This window comes from Peribacillus sp. R9-11, assembly GCF_031345095.1.
GTDB lineage: Bacteria > Bacillota > Bacilli > Bacillales > DSM-1321 > Peribacillus > Peribacillus butanolivorans.
Window position 1 is genome coordinate 1,430,281 of the sequence record NZ_CP133763.1, and the last position, 13,409, is coordinate 1,443,689.

The window sequence follows — 13,409 nt, forward strand, 5'->3', positions numbered from 1 at the left end:
AGGTAATACGTTTCTAACAAAATTATCGTGTATGACAACGTAATTCAAAGGTACACATAGATTTTATTACCTTTTTTGAGACTAAAACCCAAAGTTCTTTTATTTATTAACTAGATATAGGAGTAAAGTTCAATCGTTGTGGTATTAAAGAAAGGGGTCTGTTGTAATTGTAAAATAAAATTGAAGACTGATGGCGAATGAGGTGGAGAAATGAAACCAATGACTAAATGGTTGATGACAGGGATGTGTATGTTCCTGATTCAGCAGCCTGTTCATGCAGAAAGTATGAACGAGACTAGATATGTAGCACTTGAAAGTAAAGAACTACCTGAGAGGGCCCCGCGTTTTGTATTTAATTCGGGTTTGAAGTTTGACTATCCGGATGCTGTGCGCGGAATTTATGTGACTGGACCTGCAGCGGGCGGCAACAAATTCAACGAACTTATTAAATATGTAGATGAAACCGATTTGAATGCGATGGTCATTGATATTAAGGATGACTGGGGAAACGTTACGTATAAGTCAGAAGATCCTGATTCTCCTTATGCTGGGATTGGTAAAGACCATATAAAAGATCCTAAGGAAATGCTGAGGAAAATGGAGGATAAACAGATTTATCCGATTGCCAGGGTAGTTGTGTTCAAAGATACCCTTCTCGCAAAAGAGAAGCCGGAATGGTCATTTTTAGATGAAAAAAAGGTATGGGAAAATGGTCGTGGAGAATCTTTCGTTAACCCATTCATGAAAGAGGTATGGGATTATAATGTTGGAATAGCTATTGAAGCGGCAAAGATGGGATTCAAAGAAATTCAGTTCGACTATGTCCGTTTTCCGGAAGGGTTTGAAAAAAAAGAAGACGAATTGAAATATAATATGGGTGACTATGATGAAGCAAAAATTAGTCATACTGCAAAAAGGGTACAGGCAGTAACGGATTTCGTCAGTTATGCGAAGAAACAACTAAAACCATACGGAGTGGATGTATCAGTGGATATTTTTGGCTATGCCGCTACGTTACCGGAAGCTCCAGGAATTGGCCAAAATTTCACCAAAATATCTGAAAATGTTGATGTTATTTCCTCGATGATATATCCAAGTCATTGGACTTCTTATTTCGGTATCGAGAAACCTGATTTGGAGCCTTATGACCTCGTTAAGGAATATGCAAAATTGGAGAATAGGAAGCTGAAAGAACTGGAAGCACCACCGACTTCTAGACCTTGGCTTCAAGATTTTACAGCTTCTTATTTAGGGGCGGGGAATTATCAAAAGTATGGTAAGGAAGAAGTGGAAGCCCAAATTAAAGCTTTAAATGATAATGGAATTGATGAATATTTATTATGGAATGCAGCGAATCGGTATACCAAAGGGGTAGATTATACGCCGTGAAAAATGGATGACCGTTAGGGAATGGCTTTCGGTCATCCAATTTCTGTAGGAATTACCGTTTCTTATTTCCACCAACTTGATTCCATCCTGACTGAATTCGCTTTGATTGATCGAAAATATGAGAGTGACGTTTACCGCCAAACCATTTTTCGCCGATCCCATTCGTCACTACGCCATTCACGGCTGTAATGCCAATTACGCAAACCGCGACCAAAATCAGGTCTGTAAAATAACTAATCATCCTAACCCTCCTAATATTTTCAAGTTATTTAAGTTCTATTGTAGTGGATAAGAAAAATTGTGGAAAGTAAAAAGTAGTAAAAGAGGAGATTAAATTATGAATTGGTATGAAAAGTTAAATCAGTATTTTCCAATTGAAGAAATGAAGTCAAAAGAGCATATAGAAATTCTTTTAACGGATAAGCAGGAAATTTACAAAAAAGATGAAGGTCCTGACCATGTTTTATTATATGTGGAAGGGGATGAGTTTATTTTCATTGATTACCTGTTTGTTTCCAAGAAATCAAGGGGGCAGGGGTTAGGAAGAAAACTGATTCAAAAGTTGCAAAAAAGGCAAAAAACAATATTACTTGAAGTTGAGCCTGTGCAAGAACATGATGATGATACATTAAAACGACTACGGTTTTATAAAAGGGAAGGGTTCAAGCATGCTTCTTCTATATCATATAGCAGGAAATCGCTTGCTACCAAGGAGAATACACCGATGGAAATCTTATATTGGCCATCTGATTCATCTATAGAAGACGAAGAGGTATTTAATTTCATGAAAGAGATTTACTCTGAAATTCATACCTATAAGGACAATCACCTTTATGGAAAGTCTTATCAAAATGTAGAGGATGTACTGAGTATAAGTATGGGGCATGAAACGGATATATTTGAAGAGATAAGCATGAATAACTAGAGCCGGTATATTACCGGCTCTACAGTCTTTTTTTGTTTTAAAATTTTGACCGTTGATTTCCACTCCAGGCACTCGCTTTCCGCGGGCGGTCTGGGAGCCTCCTACGCGCCATTGCGCCTGCGGGGTCTCCCTTGGACGCGCTTTTCCCGCAGCAGTCTCGTACCTTCCGTTCCAATCAACTTTGTTTTAACATTTAGATAGAACTCCTTTTGTCTACAAACTGAGAGCCGGTAAAATTACCGGCTCTTTTCTTATGTATTTTTTGCTGGGCTACCGAATAAGAATTAACTTCTTGAATATTTGCAAATCTCACCCCATTCTGATTCTTTTGATTTACCTTTTTTTTATGTTTATGGTTATATGTGCTAAAAGAATGGTTTTTTGAAAGAAAGGAGGATTTTGTTCTTCATTAAAGAAAATATATTAAAATGAACTTGTTTATTGACAAGGAATGGGGGTAAATAAAAGTAACGAACTAATTAAAAAAATATGAGGGTTAAAATGAGAGTTAAATGAGAATGGTAGCTAGGTATTTTCAATTAGAAAAAGTGGATTAAAATGTATTACATAAAAAAATGAATTAGCTATAGTACAGGCTAAACAAGAAGTTTTAAAGGATTTTTTCAATTTTGAAAAAGGGTATTCATTTTAAATAAATTAGTGTATAATTAACATTATGAAATACTTATTTAAAATTATTTCAAATTAGAGTGGTACTTATGAATACTAATAGTAGATTTCCCCTCATAGATCACCGATTCTATATTTAGGGAGTGTGAGTAAACATGGTAACATTATATACATCGCCTAGTTGTACTTCATGCAGAAAAGCAAAAGCATGGTTAGAGGAACACGAAATTGGATATAAAGAGAGAAACATTTTTTCAGAACCGCTTACGATTGATGAGATTAAAGAGATTCTGCGTATGACTGAAGATGGTACGGATGAAATCATCTCAACAAGATCAAAAACTTTCCAAAAATTAAACGTAAATTTGGAGAGCCTGCCTCTTCAAGAATTATATAAATTGATTAAGGAAAATCCAGGACTGTTAAGACGTCCAATTATCCTTGATGAGAAAAGGCTTCAAGTTGGATATAACGAAGATGAGATTAGACGCTTTTTACCACGTAAAGTTCGTACGTTCCAGTTACGAGAAGCACAACGTATGGTCAATTAATAAGGTTTTCAAGCTCTGCCGAGAATTGTGCAGAGCTTTTTCTTTATACATAACTGAATTCCCACTTAAATTTCACCTTTTAATCTGGATTTTAGGAAAATGCACCTTTTTGATATTAGCATTCGATTTGGCTACACTTGGTCACCTTTAAAGATAAAAGGTGAATGTAACTCACGATGTTATGTATATAATAGAGCATTAACTAAAATTAAAGGAAGTTCCGATATAGTTGCATGCGGATGAATTTTTTTATAGAATGTATGGAATATTAGGCAAACAATTGTTTTTTAGAAAAGTAATGTTTTTTATTTCCCTTCTTAAAGGTTTTGTCATAAAATGATGTAAAATAGTCTGTTTTAATGACTAACATGATTTACAGTATTCACTTACGGGTAAAGAGCTTTTAAGAGCAATTTTCGCTTGGGGGTTATTATCCCTTCAAAATGAGAAAGGAAGGGAGAGGGGAATCATGGAAATCGAACGCATTAATGACGATACAGTTAAATTTTATATTTCCTATATAGATATTGAGGAAAGAGGCTTTGATCGCGAAGAGATTTGGTACAGTCGTGAAAGAAGTGAGGAGCTTTTTTGGGAAATGATGGATGAAGTGCATCAAGAAGAGGAATTCATGATTGAAGGACCTTTATGGATTCAAGTTCAAGCTCTTGAAAAAGGCTTGGAAGTTTTGGTCACAAAAGCCCAACTTGCCAAAGATGGTCAGAAACTCGAGCTGCCTCTTTCAGAAGATAAATTAAAGGATTTGAATGTATCAGAGAAGATGGATACACTTCTTGACCAACATTTTCATGATAAGGATGAAGAAAGCGGTATTACCTTTGAAGATGGAATGATTGAATTCATCACAATATTCGAGGATTTCGAAGATGTTATTTCTTTAAGCAAGCGTCATGGCTTGGATAGCTGGACAACGAAACTTTATGTTTATCAAAATAAATATTACCTCTATATCGAATTTTCCGAGGCCGAAATTGACGAGGAAGAAATTGATAATATTTTAAGTCTTTTATTGGAATACAGTCAGGAGTCACCGATAACCGTACACATGCTAGACGAATACGGTAAAATAGTGATAGAAAATGATGTATTCGCAACGGTTGATAAATATTTCGTATAACTAATAACTGTGGAGCCGATTTCAGTAGAAATCGGTTTTTTTCGCCCTAGAATGAATGTTTTTATCTTAGACAGGAAGGTCTTATTAGAGTGTGCCTGTGTTTGTTAATTGGAGGTAGTCTAGGTGAAGAATAAAGTCGGCATTAGTCTGCTTATTCTCTTGTTGGGTAGCACGTGGTATTTTCTATTAAAGGAGATCAATGGAGGGCTCTTCGGTTATTTCAGTCTGATATTGACTCTTTTCTTGGTGATTATTGGATTTATCATCTTCCTCGAAAATCGGGATCCCGCCCATACCATAGCGTGGCTTGTTGTATTTGGTGCTTTCCCAATTATCGGTTTCATGTTTTATTTTTTGTTTGGACGTAATTTCCGGAAAGAACGGATATTTCGTAAGAAATATTTTTTAGATAAGCAAAGTTTCGTAAAAGTAGACAGCGAAGCAGAACTTAATTATCGGAAATTTAAGGAGATGGGGGAGCACCCCCAGAAGTTATTTTCTCTTGCACAAAGGCTTGGGAATAGTCCCATCTCATTTACAACTGAAACTCGAATTTTAACAAATGGAGAGGAAACATTTTCTAATATCATCCAGGAATTAAAAAAAGCCAAACATCATATCCATTTAGAATATTATATTGTTAGGGATGACCATATTGGTGGTGTTCTAAAGGATGTATTGATACAAAAAGTAAGAGAAGGGGTAAAGGTTCGTTTTATATATGATGCGGTTGGCTCTTGGAAGTTAGCCAGATCCTATATTTATGAGCTGAGGAATGTAGGGGTCGAAATTGTTGCCTTTGGCCCGCTGCGTCTCCCTCTATTAAATAATAAATTCAACTTTCGTAACCATCGTAAAATAATTGTGATAGATGGGTCTGTTGGTTTTATGGGGGGACTCAATATAGGTGATGAATATTTGGGACGTAATCCGAATTTTGGATTTTGGCGTGATACGCATCTTATGGTGAAGGGAGAAGCAGTAAGGTCGTTACAGCTCATTTTTTTACAGGACTGGTATTACAGTACCGACCATAGCTTTTTATCTGATGAATATCTCCAAACCAGCCTGCCGCTTCATCATGAACATGGTGGTGTACAAATGATTGCAGGTGGTCCGGATAGTGAGTGGACAATCATTAAGAGCATTTTTTTTAAGATGATTACATCTGCAGAAAAGTCTGTATGGATTGCATCTCCTTACTTCGTTCCTGATGACGATATTTTTCAGGCATTAAAGGTTGCTGCTTTGAGTGGTTTGGATGTCAGGCTGCTCGTTCCGAAGAATCCTGATAAGCGTATTGTATTCCATGCTTCCAGAACGTACTTTCCAGAAATGCTTGCGGCTGGAGTCCGGATTTTTCAATATAATGAAGGGTTCATGCATAGTAAAATTGTCATCGTTGATCATCAACTGGCTTCAATTGGGACAACCAATATGGATATGAGGAGTTTTCACTTGAATTTTGAGGTCAATGCCTTTCTCTACCGGACGGAAAGTACACAACACCTGGTGAATGACTTTTTGGAAGATATAAAGGTTTCACAAGAAGTGAATCTAGATGAATTCACCAAACGGAATATGGGGTTAAAAATACTGGAGTCCACTTGCAGATTACTTTCACCACTTCTTTAAGTGCTTGCACCTTTTAATGCCAATCAGGCATTTTTTTTTTGCTTAAATTTAAAAGGAATCCTATGTGATAATAGCGAATGGATATAAATTAAAGAGGTGACGTATGATAACTGCGATAAAAAAGGATGGGACTTGGATTACCCTTCCTGAAAAAATGACAGCAAACTTGCTTGCTGAATTGAGAATGTCAACAGATTATTACTGTCCGTGCTGCAAAGCAGAGATGACAATCAAGGCTGGAATGATTAAAATCCCCCATTTTGCCCACAAAAATAATTCTTCGTGCCGTGCTTCGTCGGAACCGGAATCCGCTTATCATTTAATGGGGAAAAGAAAATTGTTTCATTGGTTTTTATCACACCACTATCAAGCTGATTTAGAAGCCTATCTTCCTGAAATAAGGAAAAGGGCAGATATCTTAGTAACGATAGGAGGTATACGCTATGCAGTAGAATTCCAATGTTCCGTTATTTCCGAGACTGAATTCATAGAACGAACAAACGCCTATCAAAGTGTCGGTATCAAACCAATTTGGATCCTAGCAGCTAAACACTTGAAAAGAAGGAATCTGCATGAATTCAGTTTATCAGGCTTTCATTGGTTGTTTGTTACTGGCAGCTACCATCACCCTTTTCTTTGGATGTATTGTCCAGAAACTAACCAATTATCAGCTTTAAAAAACCTCACCCCTTTTTCCCCTAGAAACGTGTTTGCCGAATTAACTACTGCTTCATTAGTGATACTCCTACCTAGTCAGATATCGCCTCGAAACTGCTTCAGCTTTCCTTTTCTACCTGCTTGGAGAAGTAAACGAAAAAACTGGTGCCTTCACCGTGTGAAAACTGCACGGAGAAGTGATTCATTTTTCCAGGGACTCTATTCACATCATATTTCGCCTGCGACAATTCCTATTGAAATAGGGGTGCCGGTTAGAGGAATGCTTTTGATCGAAACACCGCCGATTGAATGGCAAGCTTGGCTTTACATGGATGTGTTTCAAAAGAAAAGGCCTGGGGAAAAGATTATTATGAATGATGTTATCTATTTTTTTAAGAAGCGGGCAAAAAACGGGGGAATAAAGTTCAGATCATTGCCCTTGCTTAAGGAAATAGACATAGAGTATCCTGTTAGGCAATATATTCAGCTTTTAGAGCAAATGGGTTTAATATCAGAGTTGGAAGAAGGGGTTTTTAAAATTGTAAATCATTTCTCCCTTCCTTCGACTAGTGATGAAAGTCAAGTGATGGAAAGAATTTTTTATAATGAGCATAAGTTGATGATAGAAAAGGGGAATATCCATAATAATGAGTGATACCAGCGCGATTTACCTTGAATTCAGATGAAAGGGCAGGATTATTTTTGTTAATGGAGAAATAGTAAGAAGAAGGATTTTTATACTTTAAGAAAGCGTGATTGTTGTATATAGTAAATACAACGTTCAATCCGGTTTAAGGAAAGGGTTGCTAACTGGAAAGTTTTCTATAGAATGGAGAGGAAATTATTATGACACAAGAAACAAAAGTAAATACATTGCCCTCAAGAAGTGAAATTGCAGCTGAAGATACTTGGAGGTTGGAAGATATCTTCGCGACTGAAGAAGACTGGGAAGCTGCCTTCAAAGCTGTAAAAGAAGACCTTAAGAAAGCGGATGCGCACAAAGGAACATTAGGTGAAAGCGCTGAAAAGTTATTTAGAGCCCTGCAATTCCAAGATGAAGTATTTGAGAAGCTAGGGAAAGTTTATTCTTATTCACATATGCGCAATGATCAAGATACAACCAATCCTTTTTATCAAGGAATGGAAGACCGTGCAAAAGCTTTATACGCCCAGGCAGCAGCGGCATTTTCTTATATGGTTCCTGAACTATTGAGTATTGACGAAAGCAAAGTGGCTAGATTTTTAGAAGAAAAAGAAGAATTGAATTTATATAAACATTCATTGGAGGAAATTAGTCTTCAGAGGCCTCATATCTTGTCTGCTGAGCAGGAAGCTTTATTGGCACAAGCATCAGAAGTACTCGATGCATCAGGTAATACTTTCGGCATGCTTAACAATGCAGATTTGAAATTCCCGACCATCAAGGATGAAGAGGGGAATGAAGTGGAAATAACTCACGGAAGGTACATTCGTTTCCTTGAAAGTGAAGATCGTCGTGTACGTGAGGATGCATTTAAAGGGGTATATAGTAAGTATGGAGAGTTTCGCAATACATTTGCTTCAACCCTGTCAGGTGAAGTGAAGAATCATAATTTCAATGCGACAGTTCGAAAATATGATTCGGCACGCCATGCGGCTTTAAGTAACAATAACATTCCGGAGACCGTATACGATAATCTCGTTAAAACGGTCAATGACAATTTGCCGTTACTGCACCGTTATCTTGAATTACGTAAAAAAGTATTAGAATTAGATGAACTTCATATGTATGATTTATTCACTCCGCTTGTAAAAGAAGTGAAAATGGAAGTGACATATGAGGAAGCGAAAGATTATGTCCTTAAAGGCCTTGCTCCACTTGGGGAAGACTATTTAAATGTTTTAAAAGAAGGATTTGAAAATCGTTGGGTTGATGTGCATGAGAACAAAGGGAAACGAAGCGGTGCCTATTCCTCTGGTACATACGGGACGAATCCTTATATTTTAATGAACTGGCAGAATAACGTGAATAACTTATTCACTCTCGTTCATGAGTTTGGGCATTCGGTCCATAGCTTTTATACACGTAAATATCAGCCATACCCATACGGAAATTACTCTATTTTTGTAGCAGAAGTTGCATCGACATGTAACGAAAATCTATTGAATGATTATTTATTAAATACAATCGAGGATGAAAAGAAACGCATCTATTTATTAAATCATTATTTAGAAGGCTTCCGTGGTACGCTGTTCCGTCAAACGATGTTTGCTGAGTTTGAACATACAATTCATTTGAAAGCTCAAAATGGAGAGGCATTAACAGCAGATATGCTGACGAAGGAATATTATGAACTAAACAAGAAATACTTTGGAGAGAATGTAGCCATTGATGAGGAAATCGGTCTGGAATGGGCTAGAATTCCACATTTCTACTATAATTACTACGTTTATCAATATGCGACTGGTATAAGTGCAGCTACAGCCTTAAGCAAGCAAATTCTAGAAGAAGGAGAACCAGCTGTCAAAAGGTATTTGGAGTTCTTAAAATCAGGAAGCTCCGATTATCCAATTGAGGTTCTCAAAAAGGCTGGCGTCGATATGACAAAAGCAGAGCCAGTGCAAGAAGCCATGAATGTATTTGAAGAAAAATTAAATGAGTTGGAAGAACTTTTGGCTAAATAAGAATCGGAAAAAGGACCCGCAAAGATGCGGGTCCTTTTCAGCTTACGTTATAATCCTCTAAAACGATTTCTTTGATTTAAACTGTGAAGAATAATGAAAAAAACAAAAAATAAAATAGGGGAGGTGAAATACAGAGGAATGAGATTCATGATACCGAGTAGCTGGACGAACAGCGACCCTATTAAGAGAATTAGTAAAATAGTGCCTTTCAATTTGGCCACCTCCAACCTGATAGAAGTAGAAAATCTGAAGCCTCCTTATAAGATTTTATGTTTTAGAATAGGCAGTATTCTAAGAATATGACAATAATGTGAAATGACGCACAAAGTGCTTGCGTTAGATAAGTATTATCTGATATAGTACAGATATAGAAGTTATCACATCCAAACATATACCCCTTTGTTTGATCGTCGTGAAATTTCTCCCATCCCCTTTGTTCGTATAAATAGATGAAAACTCCGGCAATTTTCGAGATTTGCCGGGGTTTTTTCATTAGAAAATATACAATTCATACTTTCAGTGATAAATATAGTGAAAAATGCAGGTACTTAAGGGAATTCACTTCTGTAAATTGGTTTTGAGCTCTGTGAATACGTTTGCAAAAAATATTATGTTTTATTAATAAAAAAATATACAAATAAATAAAAAATAAGAAGAAGGGTGGTGTGAATATAATGTGAAATTTTTCACAATATATTCACACCATCTTTAATTATAAAATGAATTTTTAACCCTTATTTTGAAAAAGGCTCCAAATCAAGGGGTTATTGATTATATTAATAAGGAACTGCAAATACAGAAAAAATATTTTATGTACAAATTGTGAAATGTTACACAATGTAGTTGAAATATAGGTGAGTTATCTGTTATATTATTTATTGTGAAGTGAATCACAAACAAACTTATACCCCTTTGTTTGATCGTGAAAAGTTTCTCCCATCCCCTTATTTCTTATAAAAAAACCATGCAAAGAATGATTTGCATGGTTTTTCCCTTTTTATAATTAAAAAAGAAGCAGTCATTCTAATGACTGCTTCTCTGTATATCTCCAAAATGTACCGTATTTAGCTGGGATTTTTTCAGCAACTTGTTTTAAAACAAGTTTCTTCATTTCTAACTCGACGTTATTTTTATTCATATTGTAAACCGTTTCGATTTCTTTAGTAGCAACTAATTTAAAACAACTTAAAAATTCTTCGAGCGATGGCGGTTCAGCAGGGGCAGGAAGACCATTCAGCATGTCTTCCAAAATTTGAACATATACCTCGTAAGAATAGACACCCGAAACTTTTATTCCTTCTTCTTCAATATTTTGATTAAAAAAGACAAGGGAGGGTATTTCTGTTACTTCCATTTCACTTGTGATTTTTAAGTCACATTGAAAGCCCTTTGCTGCACTGGAAGAATTGATATCATGTAGAAATTCCTCAACATCTAATCCTACGGTTTTGGCGCAATCGGTCAGGACTTCTATATTAGAGATATCCCTTTTTCCAATGAATACATGCTCTTGAAGCTGTCTTAAAAAGCGAATCGCTAGTTTTCTGCCCTGTAATTCGGCTGCTTTAATGGCAATGGAAGCTGAATATGGAGAAGAGATTGGGTTTTCTAACCAAAGGCTTCCGTCACAGGACATTCCCGAGCGGCTGGCAGTCTTTTCCCAAACTTGAGCAAGGTTTTCGTAATTTTTATTTTTCCCCATATTAAGAGAATCGATTTTACCGCTTAAAACATGGCGTAAGCTGAATAATTGGCCATATTCTATCTGTAATTTTCTTATAATTGGTTCTAAGCCCCAGCACTCGGGACAAAGTGGATCAACAAAAACATAAATTTCAATTGGCTTTTTTCCTATATCATAACAATGCTGTGTCTTTATCCAATCGGAAATATTGAAAACTGGTTTATGTGCGCTCAACTGTCTTCTCCTTTCCCGTCCATACCGGATGTATTGATCATATGTTGTGCCGTCAAATAGAGGCGGTGATAGAAAAACTCCCGTATTTCACCCTCAAGGCCTACTTCGTCCATAGCTTGATACATGCAGGAAAGCCATGCTTTCGCACGTTCTGGTGTTATTTCAAAAGGTATATGTCGAGCCCGCAACATAGGATGACCGTGTTCTTCAGTATATAAAGAGGGTCCACCTAAATATTGAGTCATAAATTGTTTTTGTTTACGGACCGTTTCTGTTAAGTCGTCAGGGAAAATCGGCTGCAAATCCGGGTGTTGACTAACGTTGGAGTAAAACACATCAATTAACTTGTGTAATTGCCCTTCTCCAATTAATTCATATGGTGTAGGGTTCCCTTGCATCATGCTGATTACTCCTTTTAAAAGAAAGATGGTTGATATTTATTCATATTTTAACAATGACGTACTCATAAAACAATTATATAGCTTGAAGAAAGTTTTACATCTGTATTATGACAAGGGAAAATAAATAAAAAAAACCGCTTTTTTGGCGGTTTTTAAATCTGTGTGAGGTGTAAATATAGCTATATCTTTCCACTAAAAAAAGCTGACCCAATTTAAATTAAGGGCCAGCTTTTTTTAGCTGGAGAATGTGGTGAAAACTTTTTGAACATAGTTTTGTGTTTCTTTAAAAGGTGGAATGCCGTTATATTTATCGACATTACCTGGTCCGGCATTATAAGCAGCAAGGGCAACTTGGATATCTCCGTTATAACGAGTTAGCATTTGGCTCAAATATTTACTCCCACCCATAATGTTTTGTTCTGGATCTGTGATATCATCCACACCTAGGCTACGGGCAGTTGCGGGCATTAACTGCATAAGGCCTGCAGCACCTGCATAGCTAGTAGCTTTAGGATTAAAGTTCGATTCTTGTTTAATAACTGATTTAATTAGTTTTTCTGGGAGATTATATAAAGTGGCCGCCTGGCTGATAATGTCATCATAATTTGTAACAGTTTCGCTAGCTTTATGGCTAGTATTGGCGGTTTTTAACGGATTTATAGATGTCAGGTTGGTGGATTGAAGAATGGATTTTGCTTCAGTTTCCACATTAGACAGCAAGGATCCTAATGACTGCGATGTACCTTTTAAAGTATCACTCGAAACCAGTTCCGACAGCATGTCCTGGAAAATGGATTGAGATGAATTAGTATTTGTGATGTCGCCAGTTGTGAATTTCTGGATGGACAGCAGTTCAATAAATGTCTTGAAATCTTGGATTTTCAAACGCTCCACCTCCGAATTTGGGTTTTGTTAGGATTAGTCCTGGAATTTGGCCATATAAAACCTCTTAACTTTATTTTCGGTTTTTCTTACCGGAATTTGAAGGGTTTCTAGGAGAGTAAGGAAAATTTTTTTTCCAGTTTCAGCATCTGTTACTTCGTATTCAAGCTCAAAGTCTTCCTGATTTACATACGAACTGTGGTCTAAAACAAGAATCCCTCCTTGGTATGGAAATTCAAAACGGTCTGTCTGTAGGGTCCCAAAGCAAGTAAACTCATTAGGATTGAGCCCGCTTTCGAGAATTAGATGCTTGATTGGCCCTTCAGGAAAAGTATTATGGTTTAGAAATAAATAAGCGGTTTCCTTAGTTATATCTTGATTCGTTTCTAATAGTCCTTCTGTTGCCGGTTGTTTTAAAGTTAGCTCGTATCGTTCATTTTTTTCCCTGATTCGAAGTGCAGAGTTTTGATTTTTTAAATTGAATTTCAAAGTATCAAAATAATGATTTTGCTGAGATTTAAAGTTCGAGGTGCAGATTTGAAAATAATCAATTAGTTGACTAAACTCCTTTTCATTTAAAAGGTTTTTAAATTCAATTTCAATATGCTGGCTCATGTGT

12 protein-coding genes are annotated in these 13,409 nt (G+C 36.4%); 7 read left to right on the top strand and 5 right to left on the bottom strand.

Features of this window, described 5'->3' with window-relative positions; all coding sequences use genetic code 11:
• Positions 1–249 precede the first annotated feature (249 nt).
• On the top strand, positions 250–1,389 hold the full coding sequence (locus RE409_RS06880; RefSeq protein WP_242485454.1) for a putative glycoside hydrolase: 1,140 nt from the start codon (positions 250–252) through the stop codon (positions 1,387–1,389).
• A 52-nt stretch (positions 1,390–1,441) separates the two neighbouring features.
• Here RE409_RS06880 and RE409_RS06885 read toward each other — a convergent pair whose 3' ends face one another.
• Positions 1,442–1,630 (bottom strand): hypothetical protein, encoded by a 189-nt coding sequence (locus RE409_RS06885; protein ID WP_053344998.1) that lies wholly within the window; start codon positions 1,628–1,630, stop codon positions 1,442–1,444.
• Positions 1,631–1,726: 96 nt separating this feature from the next.
• On the opposite strand from RE409_RS06885, the gene RE409_RS06890 reads away from it, so the two are divergent.
• The 6 genes from RE409_RS06890 to pepF all read left to right on the top strand — a co-directional run bounded on the left by RE409_RS06890 (position 1,727) and on the right by pepF (position 9,589).
• On the top strand, positions 1,727–2,314 hold the full coding sequence (locus tag RE409_RS06890; RefSeq protein WP_201221664.1) for a GNAT family N-acetyltransferase: 588 nt from the start codon (positions 1,727–1,729) through the stop codon (positions 2,312–2,314).
• A 785-nt stretch (positions 2,315–3,099) separates the two neighbouring features.
• Positions 3,100–3,495 carry a transcriptional regulator SpxA gene (gene spxA / locus RE409_RS06895; protein WP_034314502.1) on the top strand — a complete coding sequence of 132 codons (396 nt, stop codon included), beginning with the start codon at positions 3,100–3,102 and terminating at the stop codon, positions 3,493–3,495.
• Between the two features lie 469 nt (positions 3,496–3,964).
• Positions 3,965–4,633, top strand: coding sequence for an adaptor protein MecA (mecA, locus tag RE409_RS06900; RefSeq protein ID WP_053345000.1), 669 nt, complete (start codon positions 3,965–3,967; stop codon positions 4,631–4,633).
• A gap of 123 nt (positions 4,634–4,756) precedes the next feature.
• Positions 4,757–6,268: a cardiolipin synthase gene (cls, locus tag RE409_RS06905; protein WP_201221663.1), complete on the top strand. Its 1,512-nt coding sequence runs from the start codon at positions 4,757–4,759 to the stop codon at positions 6,266–6,268.
• 103 nt (positions 6,269–6,371) lie between these two features.
• Complete coding sequence (locus tag RE409_RS06910) at positions 6,372–7,580, top strand: competence protein CoiA (RefSeq protein WP_309558762.1); 1,209 nt, start codon at positions 6,372–6,374, stop codon at positions 7,578–7,580.
• A 191-nt stretch (positions 7,581–7,771) separates the two neighbouring features.
• Positions 7,772–9,589: an oligoendopeptidase F gene (gene pepF, locus RE409_RS06915; protein WP_309558764.1), complete on the top strand. Its 1,818-nt coding sequence runs from the start codon at positions 7,772–7,774 to the stop codon at positions 9,587–9,589.
• Positions 9,590–10,607: 1,018 nt separating this feature from the next.
• Here the strand turns inward: pepF and RE409_RS06920 are convergent.
• The 4 genes from RE409_RS06920 to RE409_RS06935 form a co-directional block, all read right to left on the bottom strand.
• Positions 10,608–11,507: a ClpXP adapter SpxH family protein gene (locus RE409_RS06920; RefSeq protein WP_082527662.1), complete on the bottom strand. Its 900-nt coding sequence runs from the start codon at positions 11,505–11,507 to the stop codon at positions 10,608–10,610.
• On the bottom strand, positions 11,504–11,908 hold the full coding sequence (locus RE409_RS06925) for a globin domain-containing protein (protein ID WP_053345004.1): 405 nt from the start codon (positions 11,906–11,908) through the stop codon (positions 11,504–11,506). Before RE409_RS06925 ends, RE409_RS06920 begins: the two co-directional genes overlap by 4 nt.
• A 234-nt stretch (positions 11,909–12,142) precedes the next feature.
• A complete protein-coding gene (locus tag RE409_RS06930; RefSeq protein WP_342214681.1) occupies positions 12,143–12,802 on the bottom strand; it encodes a lytic transglycosylase domain-containing protein in 660 nt (219 codons plus the stop codon).
• 24 nt (positions 12,803–12,826) lie between these two features.
• Positions 12,827–13,405: a CYTH domain-containing protein gene (locus RE409_RS06935; RefSeq protein ID WP_201181814.1), complete on the bottom strand. Its 579-nt coding sequence runs from the start codon at positions 13,403–13,405 to the stop codon at positions 12,827–12,829.
• Between the last annotated feature and the right edge of the window lie 4 nt (positions 13,406–13,409).

Excerpts from the sequence above, each read along its gene's own strand:
- RE409_RS06880 (WP_242485454.1), top strand. The coding sequence starts at position 250 with ATGTTCCTGATTCAGCAGCCTGTTCATGCAGAAAGTATGAACGAGACT.
- RE409_RS06885 (WP_053344998.1), bottom strand. The coding sequence starts at position 1,630 with ATGATTAGTTATTTTACAGACCTGATTTTGGTCGCGGTTTGCGTAATT.
- RE409_RS06890 (WP_201221664.1), top strand. The coding sequence starts at position 1,727 with ATGAATTGGTATGAAAAGTTAAATCAGTATTTTCCAATTGAAGAAATG.
- spxA (WP_034314502.1), top strand. The coding sequence starts at position 3,100 with ATGGTAACATTATATACATCGCCTAGTTGTACTTCATGCAGAAAAGCA.
- mecA (WP_053345000.1), top strand. The coding sequence starts at position 3,965 with ATGGAAATCGAACGCATTAATGACGATACAGTTAAATTTTATATTTCC.
- RE409_RS06910 (WP_309558762.1), top strand. The coding sequence starts at position 6,372 with ATGATAACTGCGATAAAAAAGGATGGGACTTGGATTACCCTTCCTGAA.
- pepF (WP_309558764.1), top strand. The coding sequence starts at position 7,772 with ATGACACAAGAAACAAAAGTAAATACATTGCCCTCAAGAAGTGAAATT.
- RE409_RS06925 (WP_053345004.1), bottom strand. The coding sequence starts at position 11,908 with ATGATGCAAGGGAACCCTACACCATATGAATTAATTGGAGAAGGGCAA.
- RE409_RS06935 (WP_201181814.1), bottom strand. The coding sequence starts at position 13,405 with ATGAGCCAGCATATTGAAATTGAATTTAAAAACCTTTTAAATGAAAAG.